Source organism: Nitrosomonas oligotropha (assembly GCF_009833085.1).
GTDB lineage: Bacteria > Pseudomonadota > Gammaproteobacteria > Burkholderiales > Nitrosomonadaceae > Nitrosomonas > Nitrosomonas oligotropha.
On sequence record NZ_QRBZ01000036.1, the window covers coordinates 42641 to 65578 of the forward strand.

Annotated in this window: 19 protein-coding genes; 14 read left to right on the plus strand and 5 right to left on the minus strand. The window is 48.6% G+C overall.

Annotation, left to right across the window (positions count from 1 at the left end):
• Positions 1-40 precede the first annotated feature (40 nt).
• Positions 41-1240 carry an alpha/beta fold hydrolase gene (locus ABD07_RS11945; protein WP_160818462.1) on the plus strand — a complete coding sequence of 400 codons (1200 nt, stop codon included), beginning with the start codon at positions 41-43 and terminating at the stop codon, positions 1238-1240.
• Positions 1241-1372: 132 nt separating this feature from the next.
• Here the strand turns inward: ABD07_RS11945 and ABD07_RS11950 are convergent, their stop codons facing one another.
• Both ABD07_RS11950 and ABD07_RS11955 read right to left on the minus strand, forming a co-directional pair.
• A complete protein-coding gene (locus ABD07_RS11950; RefSeq protein WP_160818463.1) occupies positions 1373-3097 on the minus strand; it encodes a methyl-accepting chemotaxis protein in 1725 nt (574 codons plus the stop codon).
• 42 nt (positions 3098-3139) lie between these two features.
• Complete coding sequence (locus ABD07_RS11955) at positions 3140-3652, minus strand: chemotaxis protein CheW (RefSeq protein WP_420813533.1); 513 nt, start codon at positions 3650-3652, stop codon at positions 3140-3142.
• Positions 3653-4369: 717 nt separating this feature from the next.
• On the opposite strand from ABD07_RS11955, the gene ABD07_RS11960 reads away from it, so the two are divergent.
• The 13 genes from ABD07_RS11960 (at position 4370) to ABD07_RS12020 (ending at position 19782) form a co-directional block, all read left to right on the plus strand.
• Positions 4370-5458 (plus strand): response regulator transcription factor, encoded by a 1089-nt coding sequence (locus tag ABD07_RS11960; RefSeq protein ID WP_160818464.1) that lies wholly within the window; start codon positions 4370-4372, stop codon positions 5456-5458.
• A gap of 21 nt (positions 5459-5479) precedes the next feature.
• Positions 5480-5854 carry a hypothetical protein gene (locus ABD07_RS11965; RefSeq protein ID WP_160818465.1) on the plus strand — a complete coding sequence of 125 codons (375 nt, stop codon included), beginning with the start codon at positions 5480-5482 and terminating at the stop codon, positions 5852-5854.
• Positions 5855-5920: 66 nt separating this feature from the next.
• Positions 5921-7294: a hypothetical protein gene (locus tag ABD07_RS11970; protein ID WP_160818466.1), complete on the plus strand. Its 1374-nt coding sequence runs from the start codon at positions 5921-5923 to the stop codon at positions 7292-7294.
• Between the two features lie 95 nt (positions 7295-7389).
• Positions 7390-8499, plus strand: a complete 1110-nt coding sequence (locus tag ABD07_RS11975) for a S8 family serine peptidase (protein WP_160818467.1) — start codon at positions 7390-7392, stop codon at positions 8497-8499.
• Positions 8500-8566: 67 nt separating this feature from the next.
• Positions 8567-9315 (plus strand): IS5 family transposase gene (locus tag ABD07_RS11980; RefSeq protein WP_193566060.1). Its coding sequence is split into 2 segments (ribosomal slippage): positions 8567-8810 and positions 8810-9315, totalling 750 coding nucleotides; the frame shifts between segments, so codons are not numbered across the junction.
• 151 nt (positions 9316-9466) lie between these two features.
• Positions 9467-9826, plus strand: coding sequence for a cupin domain-containing protein (locus ABD07_RS11985; protein ID WP_160818469.1), 360 nt, complete (start codon positions 9467-9469; stop codon positions 9824-9826).
• Between the two features lie 6 nt (positions 9827-9832).
• The gene (locus ABD07_RS11990) at positions 9833-10186 is read left to right on the plus strand and encodes an arsenate reductase family protein (RefSeq protein WP_160818470.1); all 354 of its coding nucleotides are present in this window, start codon (positions 9833-9835) and stop codon (positions 10184-10186) included.
• A gap of 140 nt (positions 10187-10326) precedes the next feature.
• Positions 10327-12855 carry a 3-hydroxyacyl-CoA dehydrogenase NAD-binding domain-containing protein gene (locus ABD07_RS11995; protein WP_160818471.1) on the plus strand — a complete coding sequence of 843 codons (2529 nt, stop codon included), beginning with the start codon at positions 10327-10329 and terminating at the stop codon, positions 12853-12855.
• 23 nt (positions 12856-12878) lie between these two features.
• Positions 12879-14078, plus strand: a complete 1200-nt coding sequence (locus ABD07_RS12000; RefSeq protein ID WP_160818472.1) for an acetyl-CoA C-acyltransferase — start codon at positions 12879-12881, stop codon at positions 14076-14078.
• Between the two features lie 420 nt (positions 14079-14498).
• Positions 14499-16139, plus strand: a complete 1641-nt coding sequence (locus ABD07_RS12005; RefSeq protein ID WP_160818473.1) for an EAL domain-containing protein — start codon at positions 14499-14501, stop codon at positions 16137-16139.
• Positions 16136-17563, plus strand: coding sequence for an HDOD domain-containing protein (locus tag ABD07_RS12010; RefSeq protein ID WP_160818474.1), 1428 nt, complete (start codon positions 16136-16138; stop codon positions 17561-17563). Before ABD07_RS12005 ends, ABD07_RS12010 begins: the two co-directional genes overlap by 4 nt.
• Positions 17564-17764: 201 nt before the next feature.
• Positions 17765-19186 (plus strand): HDOD domain-containing protein, encoded by a 1422-nt coding sequence (locus ABD07_RS12015; protein ID WP_160818475.1) that lies wholly within the window; start codon positions 17765-17767, stop codon positions 19184-19186.
• Between the two features lie 119 nt (positions 19187-19305).
• Positions 19306-19782, plus strand: a complete 477-nt coding sequence (locus tag ABD07_RS12020; RefSeq protein ID WP_108698060.1) for a hotdog fold thioesterase — start codon at positions 19306-19308, stop codon at positions 19780-19782.
• A gap of 116 nt (positions 19783-19898) precedes the next feature.
• Here ABD07_RS12020 and ABD07_RS15060 read toward each other — a convergent pair whose 3' ends face one another.
• The 3 genes from ABD07_RS15060 to ABD07_RS12035 all read right to left on the minus strand — a co-directional run.
• Positions 19899-20348 (minus strand): hypothetical protein, encoded by a 450-nt coding sequence (locus ABD07_RS15060; RefSeq protein ID WP_240142540.1) that lies wholly within the window; start codon positions 20346-20348, stop codon positions 19899-19901.
• Positions 20349-20471: 123 nt separating this feature from the next.
• Positions 20472-22190, minus strand: coding sequence for a P-loop NTPase fold protein (locus tag ABD07_RS12030; protein WP_160818476.1), 1719 nt, complete (start codon positions 22188-22190; stop codon positions 20472-20474).
• The coding region (locus ABD07_RS12035; protein ID WP_160818477.1) for a HEAT repeat domain-containing protein at positions 22178-22938 on the minus strand (761 nt) is incomplete at its 5' end. The genes ABD07_RS12035 and ABD07_RS12030, both read right to left, overlap by 13 nt.

A 22938-nucleotide genomic window follows, 5' to 3' on the forward strand; every position in this document is an offset into this window, starting at 1 on the left:
TAGTTTCACTAGCTTTTGCGAGCATCATCGCATCGTGGCAATGGCTCACAAAGATCATTCAATAGCAGTAGTTGCTTTTTTTCTCCTGCTGATAGTACTTTCCGGCTGTGTTCACCGTCCGTATGTAACGGCTCCCTATCCCCGTTGGGGAAATGAGATTGCAATCGAGCAGAGTGGTGAGGAGCCGTTGATTCTGCGCACTTTACCGCCGCAATCCGCTCAAGCAAGCGCGTGTGTGTTGCTGGTGCACGGCATGAACGAGCATATCGGGCGTTATGGCGAAGTGGCGCGGTATTTTTCTCAACGCTATTTTGTTGCCGGGTTCGATCATTACGCGCATGGCCTTTCCAATCCGGTGCTACGCCGTGCGGATAAGGCGCTCGCGGAGGGAGTCGGCCGGGCCGATGTCAGCGACGCGTATCTGGCGCAATCGGCTTTGTACGATCTGGAGCCGCTGCGGCAGACGCTTGACCGGGTGTTAAAAGCCTTCATGGCGCAATGCGATGCGCAAACCCATCCGCAGCGGCCGGTGTTCATCGTGGCGCACAGTTTGGGCGGGCTGGTGATCGCGTCGTATTTGCTCAAGCAGCGCAACGAATTCGAATTGCTCAAACGGATACGGGGTGTGGTTTTTCTTGCTCCGGCTTTTGCCGTGAGCGAACCGCCCGGATGGCGCGGCTGGCTGGCGAATCCACTGATCAAACTGTCTTTCCATGCGGAAACGCATTTTTTGCATCCGGAGCATGAACCGCTGCCGTTGCTGCTGTTCAATCAATTACTTTCACTCGTCACGGTGCCGGTTCTGGATGGTTTGTTCGAAGTATTTTCCTGGCCGGGACTGCGCAACTTTGCGACGCCAACCTCACCGGCTTGGGTGACGGATTATTTGACCGATAGCGAAGAACAGAAAGCGCAGCTGCGCGCCGACGGCTGGATCGTGCGCCGTAGCCTGTTGCGCTATGTGAAAGGGATTGAAGCGGAAGTTGTGGATTTCCGCCGCCACATGGCGGATTTTTCGATACCGTACTACCTGATTTATTCCGAAATGGATCCGATCACCCCCGCCTGGGGCGACGAAGATTTTGCCCGCGTGACACTGCAACATGATCCCGCTAACGAAGTTTTGAAACTACCCGGTCTGCCGTATCACCAGCATGTATTTTTGCAAGAACCCATACGAACCGGATTGCTGCAAAAAATAGAACACTGGATGGATCATCGGTTACGTGCAGTGCAATGACGGCTTGTGTGAGGTGTGCTGCCAAGGGGTGATAGTCGGTTGGGTGAGAGTACTACCGTTCTGCTTTACCCGGTAGTACTCTCTTTTCAGCGGATTTGACTGACTCAATCGAAGCGTATGATCGAGGAATGATTAAAACTCTTCCCAGCCATTACTCCCACCCGCGGCTGTTTTGCGCGATTGTGTTGTGGCGGATGCGGTTTCATGGCTTAAATTAACCAGGGCTTTTTTCGGAGCAGGGCCACGATTGGGTAGGTTGGAAACCGTCGCAGGGCGATTGTTTCTTTTTACAGTTGAAGAGGTTGAATGCGCACCTGCCAATTTGAAAGTACTCACTGCATGCGTCAGGGCTTGAGCTTGCTCCTTCATGGATTCGGCGGCAGCGGCGGCTTGTTCCACTAAGGCTGCGTTTTGCTGCGTGGCTTCGTCCATTTGGGTGACCGCTTGATTTACTTGTTCGATACCTGAGCTTTGTTCCTGAGAAGCTGCAGAAATTTCACTCATGATGTCGGTGACTCGTTTAACCGCCGTGACAATTTCATCCATCGTGACACCCGCTTCATCAACCAAGCGTGTTCCTTCATCGACTTTGGATACCGAGTCGTTGATCAGTTCCTTGATCTCTTTCGCAGCTGCTGCGGAACGTTGTGCCAGTGTGCGCACTTCTGTGGCTACTACCGCAAATCCCCGGCCTTGTTCACCGGCACGTGCGGCTTCGACGGCAGCATTCAACGCCAGAATGTTGGTTTGGAAAGCGATGCCATCAATGACACTGATGATGTCGACAATTTTATGCGAGCTTTCATTGATGGATCTCATGGTATCCACTACTTGACCCACGACTGCGCCGCCTTTGACCGCAACTTCCGATGCACCGGTGGCTAGTTGGTTGGCTTGACGGGCATTGTCGGCATTTTGTTTCACGGTGGAGGTCAATTCTTCCATCGAAGAAGCGGTTTCTTCCAAGCTGGATGCTTGTTCTTCGGTGCGCTGGCTCAAGTCTGAGTTGCCGGAAGCGATTTCACTCGATGCGGTTGTGATTTGATCGGTACCCATGCGCACTTTACCCACCAAGTCGATTAAATTGTCGTTCATTTCTTTGAGCGCTAGAAGCAAACGGCCGGTGGATGATTTGGTAGAGGTTACGGTGATACTCGATGTCAGGTCACCTGCGGCTACCTTATGCGCTATTTCTATCGCTTCATCCAACGGCGCAACAATCGATCTTAACAATAGATAACCGAAAATGGCTGCCAAGAGAAATCCTGCGATGATGGCCATTGCAGAAGCTGTAAAAATACTTTCATAGTTGGTTTGTGCATGGTCATATTCTTGTGCCGAAGCCGATCTTTGCAGATCGAACAGAGCAAATACGGTTTCGCGCAACGCGCTGAATTTTGCTATGGTATCCGTTGATACATGTTGTGCGGCCGCTTCAGATTTACCCGACGCTGCGAGCTGAAAAGCGTGGTTCATCGATTGCACATATTGGGCATGCTGCTCGGTTTTGATTTTACTCAGCCTCACTTCTTCGGGTATTAATTCGGTTGCCTGGAATTGCGCCCATAACCCTTCATTTTTTTGAACCAGTTGTTGCGCGTCTGCGCTCAGTGTTTTTGCCACATCGGGGTTGCTTAAAGTGGTGGTGGCAACAACTTTGGCCTGCACTTGATACCAGCCATCCAGAATCGTTCCCAAGTGTATGGATGGCTCCAGGCGGTCTTCATATAAGGTTTTCATTCCAGTATTCGATTGATTGAAACCATACAGACCCAGTGCACCAATTCCAAGCATCAGTGCCGATAGGATGCTCATTACAAACATTAATCTGAATTTAATAGAAGTATTTGTGAACATTTGCATTTCCTAATAATTTAAACAAGATGAAGTAAATATATTTTAGTTAAGGTTTTGATCAATCAAGCCCATATCGTTTCTACTCAGCAACTTTTCGATATCGATTAGTATCAACATTCTTTCGTCCACGGTCCCTAATCCCATGATGTATTCCGTATCGATGACTGAGCCCAGACCAGGCGTAGGGCGCATTTGTTCTTCAGCCAGATTAATCACATCGGATACGCTGTCGACCACCATGCCCACGACGCGTCCGGCTACGTTGATAATGATCACTACAGTGAATTGATCGTAATTTTCATTACCAAGGCGGAATTTGATGCGCAAATCTACGATTGGAACAATGATTCCGCGCAAATTGACCACACCCTTGATGAATTCCGGCGCATTCGCAATTTGTGTGATGGCATCGTAATTACGAATTTCTTGTACCTTGAGTATTTCAATTCCATATTCTTCGTTTCCTAATCGAAAAGTCAGAAACTCATTGGTTGTCGTATTAGCCGCCGGATTTACCGACTCAGGCGCACTGCTGGCTGTATGTTCTTGCATCACGATTGACTCTCCTTCCCTATATAAAGATTGCAAACCAATAAAATCCAATGACTGTTATTTCTTCCTGGAAATATTCATACTAACCATTAATATTCAATATGATATTTAAACTTGTTGTGGAGCTGCTGCTGCTGATGGAGGGGTACTATAGGGCAAAAAAATAATGGGAATGTGGAGAGAATGTAAACTCTTTGTAAATTAAAAGACAAATTTATGAAAATCGGTATTTTGAGGGGGCTATGGGGACAGCGAATTGTTCCTGATAGTTGAACTGCTGATTAAGCGATTCTTTCCGATTCTTCTGTTTCCGCTACATATAGATTCGGACTTTTGTGCAGGCCGGATCGCCGGTTGTCGATGCCGGATTGATCGTTCCAATAGCGCAAACGACAATCACGGCATATCGTCGTTACCAGCAGCTAATCTTAATCTCCATTGTTGTGATAATACCCACAATACTTTGATATTTATTCTAGTATACTGTTATTAAGTAACGGTTTTTATTGGTTGTATTGAAAGTATGGCTGACTGAATTAAGAACGTATGAGGATATTCTGAGCGCTACGTGGTGAAGTGCAAATAACGCAATGAAGAGAGTTGTTTCTCATTATCCGGGACTCAAGACTTTATAGGCGATGTTTGTTTTTCATCAGTGCAATTTTGGTTCTTCTCGTTTAAGTTTCTTACAAAAAATAAAAAGAAAATAGAGGTGAAGAAATGAATAGGGAAAATATTCCGGATCAATTTCAAAACAGCGATCACCAGCAAACATTAGCAACGATAAAATGGTTGAATAATTGCCAAACCTGGGACGAATTTAACCAAGCGGTTAAAGCGGCGTTGCTGCCCTTGTTGAAGTGCAATGGCGCATTCTACGGGCGGCTCATGGGAGAGCAAAATGCGCTGCAATTACTGGGCAACATTAATCAATCGACCTGCTGTCAGCATGGTTGGAAACAGTTATTAAATATCGCCTCGCAGGAATTGGTTATAGCGGATTCCATGGATAGTCACGCGGTTGAGCCATTACCAATCAGTGCCGTGAGCGATGTGCAGTGTTTCGAGGAAAATGGCGGTCATTATCGTTCTTTTGATTTGGCTTGGCAGCAATCGCATCGTAACTGCACCGTGGTTAAAGTTTTTGACGATCACCATCAATTGGCGTTTCAGTTTTATTTTTGCCGTTTAAGTAATCAGCAACAGATATTCAGCCAAAGGGATATTGAACTGCTGAAAATACTGAAGCCTATTTTGCTGCAAACGCTGAGGCTCATATTGTTCCGGCAGGAAACGTTTAGTTCCTGGTTAACAAAAAGCTTCTGGTCTAGTTATACCGACCCGATAATCGTATATCGCAGCGACGGTCAGGTCATTTTCCAAAGCTGTGAATTTGACCGGGTTTTTGCGCAAGAAAAGCAAGCATTCCTCTCTTCCATGCTTGCGCTCATCAATTTTCTTCAAAGTAATAAGATCAATGGGTACAGCTTTCTATCGCAATTGGGTAAGCGTCTTTATGAAATCAAACTGACCCTGATTCATGCGGATGAAGATTCTTGCCACTGTACCTATTTATTGCATCCCTCCCGCATTACTCACAAATTTGGAAAAGTCTTCAATCAACTCGATAAGACCCGGTTAACCCATCGTGAAATGGAAATAACGGTACTGATATGCCAAGGAAAAGCTGCCCGGGAAATCGCTGAGGAGATTCATCTCAGTTATCACACTGTGCGGAATCACATTAAAAGCATCTACAGTAAATTAGGAGTCTCGACACGAAGCGAATTGCTGTCGCGCATTGAGTGAAATCTGTGCGGTCATTAACAATTGCAAGAAATTCAAAATGACTCAATTGGGCTATTTTTAGAAAAAGGGGAATGTTATATAAATAGCATTAACGGGATGATAACCATGTATTTATCAAGTGAAAATAATATCAAGCGTTTGGCTGTGGTTTTATTACCGGCTTTATTAGCTTTATTGCTGACCACACTGTTAATCGGGTGCACCATCAACGATAAAGGTTTTACACAATTGCGTTACTTTGAAAACGCTACCAGTTATATGACGAAACAAAACACTTGGGGCGGTTTTATCAGCACGCACTCCAGTGATCGTGGTTTGACGCTCGGGCATACTGAAAGAATCAAGGTATATCCCAAAATGACAAAAAATGCGCAACTACCTCTCGTTGGTAATTAAATGTAAAGCAAGTAATTAAAATTAGTGGTTTATAAGAGATAAAATTAATGTGAAGGAGAAACTGAAATGAAATTTATATTTGGCAATGTTACCTTTTTGTTTTTCATTAGTGTCTTGGTGCTGAGTGGCTGCGGAACAATAAAATCGACTAGTAGCAATCCAGGAGCTGTCAGTATTCCCGGCGTTTCTTATTATCTGCCAGCTCAACGCGCAAAAGCAGAGCTCTACAGAAACAAGAGTTCTGATGGAAATCCCAAATATATGTTGCAAATAAGTTCAGGAGTTACCTATCCGGATACAAGTAAGAAATACACCATAGATTACAAACCCAGTGCATTTAATGATGAGCATCTATGTATAGGACGTACAACCGAAGGCTTGCTCAGTACGGTTCAATTTTCATCGACCAATCGCACGGGTGATATTTTGATTAGAGTAGCTGAAACGGCTGCTATGGTTGCTCTTGCCGCAGGTGGAGTGCCAGCACCTACTCCATCACCTATGGGAGCAGCAGTAGCTCCGGAAAAAGAAGAATTGGAGTTGCTGCGAAATTTGATTCGATTTACAGAAACTAAACCAGATAGTAGTCAATTTGATCTTATTTATACCGGTATTTTCGATATTCAGGTAGAAGTTGAGATAAAAGCGGTTGAGGAACAGATCACTGAAATTCTTAAGAATGAATTGGAATTTAGAGAATTGAAGAGAGTAGCGCAAATTAGCGAATGGGAACAATCGAAAAGAAGGGATCGGAATCTTTCAGATCCACGTCCTAAAAAATTGAAGTTTAACAGGGATGTTTTAAAGATTTCTTTCTCTAAAATAGGCTCTGATTCTGGTAGCGCTAGTGCAAATGACAAAGCTTGCGAAACCGCAAATGATAATAAGGACGGGGGTGTAATTTACTATAGAACATTAACCACACAACCCGTAAAAATCTCTTTAAAACATGAGTATGAAACGGGTGAAGTTCCACTGGGAAATATTATCATTCCGGCAATAGATCAAAGTACCGATCAATGTATCAATGTTGAACGTGCATTATTGGTAAGAAAAGTTAATCGTTTAGATTTCACAAACGGATTACTTACTGGAACTTCGATCAATACGCCTAGCGTAGCACTAGCTGCAGCAGAACTACCGCTAAGAATTGGCAGTGCTGTTATTGAAATGCCTGCTTCGTTTTTTACCGCAATTGGCAGGTCTTTTGCCGCGCAAACGGCCGTAGCTGGGCGTGAAATAGAGCTTATTAATGCGCTTGAAAGATTAAGGTTGACGAAAGACAAACCTGATACGGCAACGAATATAACTGTTCAAGCTCCAAGCGGAAATCCACCTTCAATAGGCGTAACATTGTCATCTCCCGATCCTTATAAGCCATTAGGAGGTTCGAACTTGTTTTTAACTTGCTGGGATGGTAAAGCTAACGACAATAGATGATAGCGATCCTACGGACTAGGATAAGCTGGATAATAATGCGCCAACTTTAAGTTTTAAAATTTAGGCATTCGTAAATTCTCAGAAAGGTTATTACCATGACAAAAAGTTTCAATATACCAAGCCCGGATTCGCCAAAATCGATCAATCCAAATTTATTTTCCACAGTTGATCTCGAAATAGATAGATTGTTAGAAGCTCCCAGGGCAAGAACAAATTTCAATGTCGATGGTAGTGGGCTTGCTGTAGCAGTTCTTGATACTGGATTGCGTGTAACTCATAAATGTTTTACTGATCGAATCATCGCTACCCGCAACTTTACTAGTGAAGATGGTGGTGATAGTGAGAAAGTTACTGATTCCAATGGACATGGAACGAATGTCACCGGAATTATTGCTGCAGGTACATCGGATGAACGGCGTGGTATCGCCCCAAGGGCCAATATCGTAGCGTTGAAAGTCCTACCTGCACCTTCACTCGACCCAATTTTACAGGCTTTACAATGGGTTTATGACAATACTGAGCGACTAAACATTACCGCCACAAACCTATCGTTAGGCGTACCAGGCATAAACTACAAAGATGACAATCAAGCAAGAAGCGACTTTCCCGAGCTTGCGAAGCTTCTCGAAGGATTGATGGCAAAGCGAGTTGCAGTAGTTGTCGCCGCAGGTAATGGTTATTTTGAACATCAGGATGAAGGTATGAGTTTGCCTGCAATTTATCGCCAAACAATAGCAGTTGGTGCTGTTTATGATGCATCATTTGGCTCGCGCTCTTATGGAAATGGTGCAGTAGCGAATTCTACACACGCTGATCAGATAACACCTTTTTCTCAGCGGCTTTCAAGAGAATCCAGCCCCGATTGTTATACCGATGTATTTGCCCCCGGGGGCGCGGCAACTTCCGCAGGCGCTGCACACGACAATGATACATCGGTACAGGATGGCACTAGCCAAGCAGCGCCGACAGTAGCAGGGGCTATCTTGTTAATGCAGCAATACTACATAAGGCTTAAAGGGGTTCGTCCGCCGATACCTTTACTCCAAGATCTTCTTAGAGCGACATCTACTTGGATTGTCGATGGCGATGACGAAGACGACAATGTTTCACATACAAACAAAAAATACCCCAGAATTAATGTCTTTCAGTCCATCACGGCATTACACAAGGCAATACAACTAGGGTCTGTTGACATTTTGAGATAAGTATTTCATAGGAAGAAGCAAACTCGTACTATTGGGTTTTCTATACCACCAATGAAACGAGTTTGCGATGCCCCGATTGATGCTCAGTGATGAGTTTTGGTCGAAGTTAGAGAAAATTTTGCTTCAAGAAGCGATTTATAACAAGCGCAATCTGCGCATGACAGTAGAGGGCATGCTGTATCGAATGCGGGTTGGTTGCCCGTGGAGAGATCTGCCCGAAGCGTTCGGCTGCTGGAATTCTATCTATAAAAGATTCAATGCGTGGTCATTAAGCAGCGAATGGTTAAGGATTTTCAAGGCATTGGCTATTGCCCGGATTGGGAATGGGAATTCATTGATGGCAGCTATGTTAAAGCACATCAGCATAGTGCGGGAGCGGTAAGTCAACAATCGCAAGCCATAGGGAAAAGCCGTGCAGGTAATACCACAAAGATCCATTTGGCGGTCGATGGTTATGGTTTGCCAGTCGAGTTTGAAATCACCGGTGGAGAAGTCAATGACTGTTTCGCAGCACCTGATTTGATTTCCAAGTTGCCTGACGCGAAAGCGATTGTTGCGGACAAGGGCTATGACAGCGAAAGTATACGGGAACAAATAGCAAAGAGGGGAGCTCAAGCTGTGATACCGAGAAAGCGCAATTCGTTGAAGGGTAAAGAAGATATGGATTGGGGCTTATATAGATACCGGCATTTGGTGGAGAATGCTTTTGCCCGGCTAAAGCAGTATCGGGCAGTAGCGACACGATACGACAAACTGAAACGAAATTTTGAGAGTATGGTAGCCATGGCATGCGGATATCTGTGGTTACCTATGTGAAATGTCAACAGGCCCTAGTCAAGTTGCTATTTCTTAATCAAAACCTTCATCATCATAATTTTCTGTGATGTTACAATCCAGTCCCTGTGTTGAGTAAGTGCAATTAGATCGTTTATAAAGGCATTTAATTAAAACAAAAAAGGTGGCAAAAATGCTGAAAGCAACCCTCACGGATCTCATGCAACGCATACCCGGCAAGGCGAGTCTGGAATGGCCGATGGGTGAGCCCTTTGCGTTGGCGTTTGTGCATGGCACGATGTCGGTTGAAGTGTATGCGCCCAGAGGTTCCGATATTCAAACGCCGCACGATCAGGATGAGTTGTATTTCATTCATACCGGCCGGGGGGAGATCGTCATTGCCGGTGAGCGCCATGCGTTTGAGCCCGGCATGGTGTTTTTTGTTGCGGCGCATGTCGAGCACCGCTTTGAGAATTTTTCACCGGATTTTACGACTTGGGTGGTGTTCTGGGGACCTAAGGGAGGCGAGAAAAGCTCGGGAACAGCAGATTGACGGGTCATGCTTAAATTCTATGGTTATAAACAGTGCGGCACGTGCCGCAAGGCGGAGCAATTTTTTCAGCAGGTGAGTGCTGCCTATGAATTTATTGACATCACGCTGAATCCGCCCGGCGCGGAAGAGCTCGCTGCGATTGTCGAGCGCGCCAATGTTCCACTGAACAAACTTTTCAACACCAGCGGCGTGCAATATCGTGAATTGAAAATCAAGGAACGGCTGCCTGCACTATCAGGGCCGGAGATATTGACTTTGCTTGCGGGCAATGGCCGTTTGATCAAACGGCCGCTGGTTACCGATGGAAAACGCGCCACCGTGGGTTTCAATGCGGAACAGTTTGCCGCGGTATGGGGTTGATGCCCCTCAGTAAAGTTTTGGTTCCCGCCTAGCCGCATAAACAAACAAGCTTGCGCTTTGGGCCTCATGCTTGTACTCTTGCAGCACAGTTCGATGCGAACAGTGTCTTATTCCATAACCGGATCAAGCAGGAGGCGAAATTGAGCGGGCAACGTTTTTTGGTGCGTAAAGCGGCGGTACTCGGGGCTGGTGTGATGGGGGCGCAGATTGCGGCGCATTTGGTGAATGCCAATATCGAAACATTGCTGTTTGAGCTGCCGGGCGATGGCGGTAATCCCAACGCCAACGTGATCAAAGCCGTAGAGAAGCTGAAAAAGCAAGAACCCGCGCCACTCTCGGTTAAAACCAAGGCGACCTGTATCCAAGCGGCGAATTACGAGCAGCATCTCGAATTGCTGAAAGACTGTGATCTGGTGATCGAAGCCATTGCCGAGCGCATGGACTGGAAGCGCGAGCTGTACGTCAAAGTGGCGCCACATTTGGGTGAACACACGATTTTCGCCAGCAATACTTCCGGTTTATCGATCAACCAACTGGCCGAAGCGTTTCCGGAAACGTTACGTCATCGATTCTGTGGCATCCATTTCTTCAACCCGCCGCGCTATATGCATTTGGTCGAATTGATCCCTTGTCAGACCAGCGATGGGGATATGCTCGATCACCTGGAAGAATTTCTCGTCACAAATCTGGGCAAGGGCGTGATCCGCGCCAAAGATACACCGAATTTCATAGCCAACCGGATTGGTGTGTTTTCGCTGCTGGCGACTATGCATCATGGCCGCGCGTTCGATTTTGGTTTCGATCTGGTCGACGCATTGACCGGTGCGCTGATCGGCCGTCCCAAAAGCGCTACGTTCCGTACCGCCGATGTGGTGGGTCTGGATACGCTGACGCATGTCATCAATACCATGCGCGACACGTTGCCGGACGATCCATGGCATCGCTATTTTGCTGCGCCGGATTGGCTGCAAGGCCTGATTCAGACCGGTGCGCTGGGTGAGAAAGTCAAGCGCGGGGTGTATCAAAAAATCAAGAATGAAATCCATGTATTTGATCTCGCGGCGCAGACGTACCGGCTTTCAGGTGCGGAAGTGGACGACGATCTGAAGCGTTTGTTGAAATACAGCAGTCCGGCCGAGAAGTTTGCCGCGTTGCGCAATAGTGATCAGCCGCAAGCGCAGTTTTTATGGTCGATATTCCGCGATTTGTTCCATTACTGCGCGGTGCAGCTGGAAACCATTGCCGATAATGCCCGTGACTTGGATCTGGCGGTGCGCTGGGGATTCGGCTGGAATCAAGGACCTTTTGAAATCTGGCAAGCCGCCGGATGGAAACAGATCGCCGATTGGATCCAGGAAGACATCGCCGCCGGTAAAAGCATCAGCCTGGCGCCGTTGCCGCACTGGGTCAGGACAATCGCCGAAAGTGAATCACAAAGCGTACATTCCGCGCAAGGCTCGTTTGCCCCAGCTTCCGGAAAACCGCAACTACGCTCGACATTGCCGGTGTACCAGCGCCAGCTGTACCCTGACCGGCTGATCGGCGAACCGGCAGCCTACGGGGAAACCATCTTTGAAACGGATGCAGTCAGGTTATGGCATACCGGCGATAAGATTGCCATTCTGAGTTTCAAAAGCAAGATGCATACGATCGGTATCGATGTGTTGGAAGGGGTGCAACAAGCGATTCAGGAAGCCGAGCAGAACTGGCGCGCCTTGGTGATCTGGCAAACCGAACCGCCGTTTTCCGCCGGCGCCAATTTGCAGAAAGCTACCGAGAAACCCAAAGTGGATACGCAACAAAGCAATGCACCGCCAGCACCACCAAAACCGCGGACAGCGTTTCAGTCGTTCCTGAAGAAATTGCGCAAATCGACGCAGGAAACTGTCTTGCATGTGGCGCGTGAATTGGATCTGGCCGATGTACTGATGGCCAAGAAACTGGCCGAAGTGGAAGGCATGATCAAGCAATTTCAGCAAACGTCGCAGAGGCTGCGCTATTCGATGATTCCGACCGTGGCCGCTGTGGATGGTCTGGCGTTGGGTGGCGGATGCGAATTTGTTATGCACTGCGACCAGGCTGTGGCTACGCTGGAAAGTTATATTGGCCTGGTCGAAACCGGGGTAGGGTTGTTGCCGGCAGGCGGCGGCTGTAAGGAGTTTGCCATGCGGGCGGCGCAAAATGCCAAGGACGGCGATCCTTTTCCGCAATTGAAATATTATTTTCAGACCGTGGCGATGGCGGAGCTGGGGAAAAGCGCCGAACAAGCGAAAGAGCTCGGTTACCTGCGTAGTGCCGATACCGTGGTGATGCATCGTTTCGAATTGCTGCACGTGGCCAAGGCGCAAGCGCTGGCGTTAGCGGAGGCTGGTTATCGTCCTCCATTACGGATGCGGGAAATTCCGGTGGCGGGTAACACCGGCATTGCAACGATCCAAAGCCAACTGGTGAACATGCGCGAAGGCGGTTTCATTTCCGAGCACGATAATTTGATCGCGAATAAAGTAGCGCATGTGATGTGCGGCGGCGATTTGACGCCAGGTAGTCTGGTCGATGAAGACTGGTTCCTGGAATTGGAGCGCGCAGCTTTTATGGAATTACTGGCGACGGAAAAAACCCAGGCGCGTATCGAATACACGCTGAGAACCGGCAAACCGCTGAGAAACTGATTTCACGATTCACGGAGAATCCTATGACCAAGCAAACGCAAGAAGCCTATATCGTCGCCGCCGCACGTACACCGGTTGGAAAAGCGCCGCGCGGTATGTTCAAGAATGTGCGTCCCGACGACATGCTGGTGCATGTGCTGCACGCAGTGATGAAACAGTGTGAAGGACTTGATCCAGCCGCGATTGACGATGTCATCGTCGGTTGCGCCATGCCGGAAGCCGAGCAAGGCATCAATGTCGCTCGCGTGGCGTTGTTACTGGCCGGTTTGCCGAACAGTGTCGCGGGGATGACGGTGAACCGGTTTTGCGCATCCGGCCTGCAATCGGTTGCGCTGGCGGCGGACCGTATCCGCCTCGGCGAAGCCGATGTGATGATCGCCGGCGGTACCGAGAGCATGAGCATGGTGCCGATGATGGGTAACAAAGTTTCCATGAATCCGGCCATGTTCCAGCATGAGGAAAATGTCGCGATTGCTTACGGCATGGGTATGACCGCAGAGAAAGTAGCTGAGCAATGGAAGGTCTCGCGCGAGGATCAAGATGAATTCGCTTTGACCAGCCATCAGCGGGCGATAAAGGCAATCGCCTCCAGTGAGTTCAAAGATGAGATTGCAGCCTATACCGTCGACGAAAAACGTCCGGACTTGATTGCGCATACGGTGCACGAAGAAATCTCCGTTAAAGACACCGACGAAGGGCCGCGTGCTGACACCAATGCCGAGGCTTTGGCGAAATTGAGACCGGTGTTCGCGGCAAAAGGATCGGTAACCGCGGGCAATAGCTCGCAAATGTCAGACGGTGCGGGTGCCGTCGTACTGATGAGCGAAGCCGCATTGAAACGTTTTAACCTGTCGCCGCTCGGCCGGTTTATCGGTTTTTCGGTCGCCGGCGTGCCGCCGGAGATCATGGGCGTCGGGCCGATCAAAGCCATCCCCAAAGTATTGGCGCAAACCGGCATCAAGCAGGAAGATCTGGATTGGATCGAACTGAACGAAGCCTTCGCGGCGCAAAGTCTGGCCGTTATTCGCGATCTGGGATTGGATCGCAGCAAGGTGAATCCGCTGGGTGGCGCGATTGCCTTGGGCCATCCGCTCGGAGCGACCGGTTCTATCCGGGTGGCCACATTGCTTCATGGGCTACGCCGTCATAAACTGAAATATGGCATGGTAACCATGTGCATAGGCAGCGGCATGGGTGCGGCCGGTGTGTTTGAAGCGCTTTAATTCCGGTGATAACAGCAAGCGGCTTATCATCGCTTATGCCGTAGATCGATTTTCGTAAAAACCTGCGCAAGGGACGGTAGCGGTTCACACGGATCGCTATGCCAGCGCAGGTTGTGATTTTTTCTTAGTCCGGGGTAACCGGAGCTGCGTGATCCTTGTTGTTTTTTCCTCAAAGCAGGTCGTAATTGCTTATTCCACGATGTATTCTTTTCTCGATTAACGCCTGCGCATTCCTGCGAAACCTCAAGTAAGCCATTAGTAAGCCGTAACAATCAGTTCACTGCATGGGTATTCCGGTTGTTTTCTGAAAACTTGGGGATACGCATGCGTTTTGTAACAGTCAGCAATTGATGAACGATTGCACAATAGAGTTTCCGTACTAAATAAATCAGATTATCGCCATTTGGAGGTTGTTTTATAGTGAATCCGCATGCCTCTTTCGATTTGCTTTCCTGTATCAGTGACTTTGCAGTGTGCATAAATGCGCGTGGTGTCATTGAGCAAGCGTCCAAAGCTTCACAGGCGTTTTTGCAATTACAGGAAGAGTTATTGCAAGAGCCGATTGAATCATTCATTCAACCTGAAGATATGGCATTGTTTGCTGAAGCGCGGGAAAAAGCGAAGCAGAGCGGTGAGAAACAAACTTTTATCTGCCGGCTTCTTCGGCAGCGCGTACTGCCGGTGTGGGTTGATTGCTACATGCATGTGTTGCCGGAAGATAAATATCTTATCGCTGCGTTTGATGCCACGCACTGGAAGGATAACGAAAGCCGCTTGGTTTACCTCTCCACGCACGATGCCTTGACCGGATTGCCGGGTAAAGTATTGCTCGACGATCGGATTGCCATGAACATTCAAACGGCACAGCGGGAAAAGAATGTTTTATCGTTGATTGTGTTGAGCTTGGATGGCTATAGAAAAATTAACGATTTGCTGGGACACGGTATCGGTGACGAGCTGATCAAGGCTGTAGCGGAGCGGCTGCAAAATTGCGTGCGGCGCAGCGATACGGTGGCGCGGGTCAGCGATGATGAGTTTTCCCTGATCATGCTGAGTGCGGGGCGAGAAAATATAGAATTGATCGCCAGGAAGATTTTAGCCGCCATGCAGCGGTCTTTCCGCATTGGCGAACATACCCTGCATATCAGTGCCAGTCTGGGTGTGTCCATGTATCCGGAACACGGCGAAAACGCTCCGCTCCTGTACCGGAATGCCGAGATGGCGATGTACAGAGCGAAAGCGCAAGGTAAGAATTATTGGAAGATTTATAGCGACCAGGTTGACGATACCGAAAGAAGTGATTTGTCACTTGAATCGGCCATGTACGAAGGCGTCGAGAACGGCGAGTTCATGCTGCACTATCAGCCGATCTTCTGCACGCAAACCGGTGAGTTGAAAGGTGCGGAAGCGTTGATGCGATGGCAGAACCCAAGCCGGGGTTTTGTTTCTCCGATGAAATTTATTCCGCTGGCGGAAAACAGCGGTTTGATAAAAATTCTCGGCGCATGGGCCTTACGCAGCGCGTGCTATCAAGCAAAACAATGGCAGGAAGCCGGTCTTAAGGATTTTTATATCTCCGTGAATGTATCCCCGCGCCAATTTGTGCAAGAGGATTTTCTCGATATGATCCATAAGGCGCTAAACGAATCCGGGCTATTACCGGGAAACCTCATGCTGGAAATCACCGAAGGCGTGTTAATGGAAAATCCGCAGCGTTCCGGGGCGGTTCTGACGCAACTGCACGTAGCGGGAGTAAAAATCGCGATTGATGATTTTGGTACCGGTTATTCCTCATTGGCCTATTTGAAAAGATTTCCGCTGTCCGTGCTGAAGATTGATAAATCCTTTGTGGATGACGTGGTGAACAGCGCGGAAGATATGGCGATTGTGGGCACCATTCTGAGTCTGGCGGAAGGATTGAATCTGCTGGTCGTCGCCGAGGGTGTGGAAAATGATGCGCAATTGGGCTTCTTGAGGCAGGAAGGATGCAACTTGGTACAAGGCTACTTAACCGGCAGGCCGGTGCACTCGGATGCATTTAAAGAGAAATATATGGCATGACGGTAACTGCTCCACAGCTTGAGAACAGCAAAGATCAATTCCTTGCTTTGCTGACAAAACGCATGAGCGAGAAAGGCGATTTTCCTGCCTTTGCAAAATCCGTGCAGCATCTGGACGAATTGATGCACGATCAAAATAAAAATATCGCCGATATTGCTCGTGTGATTCTGAATGATTTCACTTTAACCCAGAAAGTGATCCGTTTGGCCAACTCCGCCATGTATTCCGGCATGGGCGGGGAAATTACCACCATCACCCAAGCCGCGGTCGTGCTTGGCATCGATACCATAGCGCATATCACCCTCAGTATCCGTTTCATCGATACGCTTTCCGCTTCCGCACCGGCGTCGGACGAAGCGCGCAGGGAATTGACTAAAGCGATATTGGCTGGAAATATCGTGCGCAACGTGGTGACAAAATTAAATATGGTCAACGGTGAAGAAGCCGTTGTGTGCGCATTGCTGCATCATCTTGGCCGTCTGATGCTGATATTTTATTTTTCTGAGGAATGGCTGCAAATTCAGAAAATTGCACAAAGCGACGCGATCAGTGAAAACGATGCGGCGTTGCGAGTCATCGGCGTTTCGATGGATGAGCTGTCCCAAGAAATTGCCAGGAACTGGCATTTGCCCAAGAAAATATCCCATTGCATGATCAGCTCGGCAACCTTCACGGAAACTAGCATACCGGGTTCGTCCGATTGGCTGAAGGTGATGGCTAATTTCGCCGGTGGCGTTGCATTGCTGTTAGCGCAACAGTGCGACGAGGAAGATTTAAAACAGTATGTGTCACGCTACAGCGAATCATTACTGATTGCCGCCGAGGATCTCGCTGAATCGGTTGAATTGGCGCAGCAGACGGCTGCTGAATTTCCTGGCAATACGGAAAGCGGAAAATCCATTGGCAAGCCCTATGACTCGCGCGAACGTCTGGCTGTCAGTATTCATGAACTCAGGCTAGCGCTGGCGCAGGGCATAGACTTCAATGCCGCATTGAGCATGATGCTTGAATCGTTGTACGCCAGCATGGGCTTTAATCGCGTGATTACTTTCTTGCGCGACGCCGGCATGTTTAAGGCCAAAGCCGGGTTTGGCAGTGGCGTACCGGAAGTGTTACCCGGATTGATTTTTCCCGAAGCCTATACAGCCGATGTGTTTCATTTGTCGCTCGCCAATAAAGCGGATGTGTTTATCCAGGATGTCGCTTCAACCCGGTCTTCTTCGAGTATACCGGCATGGTTAAGGGAAACTTTGCCGGATGTCGATGCCTTTATCCTGCTGCCGCTAGTTTTCAATGGCAAAGCTATCGGTTTGATCTACGCCGACTGGTGCACGGGAGCAGCCAATCAGATTGAACCCAGCGAGTTTTCATCGATGGGTCTGCTTAGGGATGACTTGATGAAAGTTTTGATTAAAAGAAAATGACTCATTTCTCAGAACATTTATTTTTCGTTAACACTGCATTGAAATTAATGTAATACACACAGGCCGCCAGTATTTTGGGCATGAAAGTACCGCGCGAATAACTCAACACCAAAGGTTGCAAGGGTTGTCCCGGGAAATAATTGCAAAAATACTGCTTTGATAAACCGGAAGAACTTGAATATCTTAAGAGCTTTGTAAAGTATGGCAACAGTAACCTCCGCACTTGAACACAATCAGACTGATTTTTTTGCACAACTGGAAAGAAGAATTAATGAGAAGGGTGATTTTCCGGCACTATCCAAATCAATTCAAAACATCAGGCAATTAATACAGGATGAGGGAAGAAACATTGTGGGAATTGCCAATGCCATCTTAAGCGATTTCACCTTAACCCAAAAAATCATCAAGCTCGCCAATTCGGGGTTGTACTCGACGGTGGACAGAGAAGTGACCACCGTGTCCCATGCTGTAGTGGTGTTGGGCCTGGATACAATTACCAATATTGCGCTCAATATAAGAACCATCGATACACCATCCGCAGCGAGATCAGAGCCGGGCACGGTAAGGGGCGAGCTGGAAAAAGCAGTCTTGGCGAGTGATATTGCGCGCAATATCGTGGCCCAATCGTATGTTGCGAATGGAGAAGAGGCCATCGTTTGCACGCAATTGCACCATCTCGGACGGCTGGTCCTGGTTTTTTACTTTCCCGATGAATGGGCGAGGATTCAGCAGATTGCGGGTGGCGATGAAGCACGTGAAAATGACGCTGCATTGAAAGTTTTCGGCATGACCATCGATGAGATTTCGCACAATATTGCCAAGGATTGGCAATTGCCGGAGAAAATTTCCGGCAGTGTTACCGGCCTAACGGTCAATATGAGTCCTGAACTGGGTTCTACCGGCTGGTTGAAATCCATGGCCAATTTTTCGGGAAGAATGGCTACATTATTAGTAAACAATATCAGTACCCAGAATCTGAAAAATTTCATTGCGCGCTACAGTGGATCGTTGCTGCTGCCAAGCGAAGTAATCTGGGGGTCGATTGAGCCGATCCAGAATAAAACGAGTCAATTGCTCGCTCATCCCGAACTGGAACAAAGGAATAGAGAATCTGACAGATCGCGCAAAAGAGTCGCGGCTGGTTTACTCGAGTTAAGCACTGCACTGGCCCGGGGGATGGATTTTAAAAGCGCGCTCAACATCGCCTTGGAAACAATCCATGACAGCATGGGATTTAACCGGGTGGTCGTGTTCTTTCGCGATGCCGATCAGTTCAAAGCGAGCCTGTATTTTGGCAATCTGAAGCCGGAAACGATGGCGGAGCTTTTCTTCTCCAAGAACTATGCCGCCGATGTGTTTCATTTATCGCTGGCGCAAAAAGCCGATGTGTTTATACAGGATGTGACGCTAAGCAGAGAAACCACGATACCTGTTTGGTACCGGAAAGCATTGCCGGATGCCTGCGCATTTATTTTGCTGCCGCTGATATCCAATAACAGTAAGATCGGCCTGATCTACGCGGACTGGAAAGAAGGCCAAACGAGGGTGATCAAACCGCGGGAATTTTCTTCACTCGTGATGCTGCGTGACTATTTGATAAAAGCGCTGGTGAAAAGATCATAAAACACCGCGAGCATCAAAAAAACCCAGGTTCAAATCTGGCTGTGCGCTGTAAAAGTGCGCCAGCCGCCATCATTGCACTATAATCCGGGTTTTGCCCAACAATACAAAGGAAACGTTTCATGAGTGCAATTTGGTTTAAAGATTACACGGTCGAGTATCTGGAAGGATTGCGCAACGCCAATATGGGGCAGCATATCGGCATTCAATTCACCGAGCTTGGGCCGGATTTTCTCAAAGGGCGCATGCCGGTCGATAAACGCACCACGCAACCGTTCGGTATCCTGCATGGCGGCGCCAGCTGTGTCCTATCGGAAACGCTTGGCAGCGTGTCCGGCTGGATGACCATCGACCCGGAAAAATACCGTGCGGTCGGGCTGGAGTTGAATATCAATCACATTCGCGCCGTGACCAAAGGTCATGTCATCGGTATTTGCACACCGCTGCACACCGGCCGCCGCACCCAAGTCTGGCAGACGGATATTATCGAAGAATCCACCGGCAAACGCGTCGCGATTTCGCGCTTAACGCTGGCGATCATTGAACAAGGCACACTCAGCGCGCAGAAGGAACATGTGGTCGTCGACAGAGAATCATAAAGCGCTTTGCCGGATGATCCGGTAAACCGGACATATTAAAAAACCCTCATGCCGAAGTTGCAGGCATGAGGGTTTTTTAATGCAATACTTAACAACAATGCGCAGCGTGAATGTTTCTAAGCATCCTTGCTGTCTTTGTTTTTAGGGCTGTTTGTCGCAGATGATCCGGCAGCACCGGCCGGGTTTTCCGCTCTTGGTTCGCCGCTGTCGCCAGCAGTCCCGGCGGCAACAGCTTCCGCAGATTCTTGATTATTGGTTGCGGATTTTTCGTCAGCGTGTTCTTCCTTACCCTTGCTGTTCCACATGAAATAAGCCGCGCCCATGGTAACGACCACAACCGGCAGCGTGATAAATACCAGCAGCGCATATTCCATCGAGATATCCGCTCCTGCCGGCAGCGGTTTGGTGACGACCATGTAGGCATGCCCGAACGCAAAACCGTAAACCGGCACCAATGCCGCCATATAGCGATTGGTGACCAGCGGCCGTACCGTCAGCATGTTCAGAACATTGGAAGCGTAGTATCCAATGAAGTAGATAAAAATATAAAAGAAAATAGCGCCCATCGTTTTTCCTTATTGATCTGGTTTATCGGTTATAAAAATCGGAATGCATCAAAGCCCGGTCATATTCGGGCTTATGATACACAGATCGCCGCGAAAATTGTACTGATCGCGGAAAGGTTAAATTTACTGCGGGTAAATCTTGGCTCTGAGTTGCCGGGCTTTGTCGAGCAGGTGTGATTCGATGGTTTTGGTCAGTGATTTATTCTCAGCATGTTTATCCAAAATGGTTTTATAGGCTTTCATCAGGGAAACAGCAAATTCGTTGTTCGCCATATCCGCTTGAGCAAGCTGCCAATGCTGTTCCTCAGCATGATCGATGATTTGCTCATACAGAACCGGCTCGGTATCGAGTGCATTCAAACCACTGCAATTTTTCCACGTGATGCCGTTCAGTTCAGCCTGATCGAAACACACGCCGGATAAAGCGCAATCGGCGAATTGCGATCCGTTTAGGATGCTGTGACGAAAATCCGCGCCGGTAAAATCGCAGCGGCTAAACACCGCACCCGGATAATGCCCGCCGGACAGTTCGGCATAATTAAAATCACGATCACTGAATTGTGCGTGCTCGCCGCCCGTGAAACACGCATTTTCCAGCAGATTGCGTGAATAAAAGCTATCCGCACCGCTGGCTCGGGCGTACAGAGTGAGTATCGCCGGGTGGTGGAATCCATCGCGACCCAGCCGGTTCCACAAAAATACCGCCAGACGCTGATCGTCGCCGCTGTACCACTGGCCCGAGTCATCCGCTAATTGCAACGCGTGGAAAAACTCCTTCCGTAATTTTTCCTGTTCTGCTTCGGTGGCGGCGGTTTTCTTGCGCTGCTCAAATTCCAGATAACGATACGGATTATTCGCCAATTCTCCGCGGTTGCGGATCAATAGCCAACGCAACAGCAAATTCAAATCCGGTGTATGTTGCCGGGTTTGCGGGCTATGTTGCAGTTCATCTTTCAGTATCGTCATCCGCAGCACCGCTTCATTCCAGAGCAGTTTCAGCTTACGCGGGTTATTGCCCAGCACCTCGCATAGCGAGCGGTAAGCCAGCAAAGCGGCTGGGTCATCGGTAGGCAGGATCCTGACTAAATCCTGACTGTGATGCGGCGGCAGATCGAACGCCAGTTGTACGAATTTCTCCAGATATGCCGCGCCGGAACGGGGGAAAGTTTTATCGATGGCATCGACGACCTGCTGGCGATCCGCGGCGATAAAAAACAGGCAACCGTCCAGATGCAGAAACAACTTGATTTGCTCCAGCAGGTTGACGATTTGCCTCTGATCGTGGCAGCGATCCAGATCGTCGATCAGAAAAACCAAGCGTTTGTTAGCCTGCGTTATCGTTTTGATGGTTTCGGCGATTTCTTCCTGAAAAAACTTATGTTGATCGTCTTTACCCTGCGCCAAGTTGTTGAGAGAAATCTTGAGCGGCATGCCGAGTTTGTCGAAATCGATTGTTGCGGAGGTTCGTTTAAGAAACCGCATGGAGGTTTCCGTCATTTTCTTGATCAATGGCTTGAAAGCGTTTTCCTGCTGTGCCAGTAAAGCTAACAGCGGCACTAGCAAGGATTCTTCCTGACTGTACAGCCAGGGGGAGAATTTGATGATTACCCACTTCGATGGATCATTCGCGGTATCCAAATTTAACTCATCAAGTCGATTCTCCAGCAAGTTAAGCAGGGTGGATTTGCCGCTGCCCCACGGACCGAAAATACCGGTGACGAAGGGCGCATGGTCATTCCGGTGCAGTACCGTCGATTCGAGTGCGTGTAAATAACGCTGGAAATGCAGGCAGTCCGAGTCAGTCCGAACAGATTGATCTCCCAGCAAGCTTAGTTTGGACATAATTGATAGCTCAGATCGATTTTTTCAATGGCTTGAATTGCATGCCAGCAAACATTCAGGTCTTTATCACTGAGGGTGAGAATAAGCGCATCGACAGCGGCTTTATCGCCAATTTCCCCCAGCGCGTCGGCTGCACGCGAGCGAACATCCGAGCTTTCATCACTGAGGGCGAGAATAAGCGCATTGACAGCGGTTTTGTCGCCGATTTCCCCCAGTGTCCCGGCTGCACGCCAGCGAATAGGCAAATCATCATCACTGAGGGCGAGAATAAGTGCATCGACAGCGATTTTGTCGCCGATTTCCCCCAATGCTCCGGCTGCTTGCCAGCGAATAGACAAATCATCATCACTGAGGGCGAGAATAAGCGCATCGACAGCGTTTTTGTTGCCGATTTTCCACAGTGCCTCGGCTGCACTCCAGCGGACATCCGGATTTTCATCACTAAGGGCGAGAATAAGCGCATCGGCAACGGTTTTGTCGTCGATTCCCCCCAGTGCCCAGGCTGCACGCGAGCGAACGGTCGAATTTTCATCACTGAGGGCGAGAATGAGCGCATCGACAGCGGTTTTATCGCCGATTTTTCCCAGTGCCTCGGCTGCACGCGAGCGGACATCCGAATTTTCATCACTAAGGGCGAGAATGAGCGCATCGACAGCGGTTTTATCACCGATTTCCCCCAGTGCCTCGGCTGCATTCGAGCGAACAGTCGAATCTTCATCGCTGAGAGCGAGAATAAGCGCATCGACAG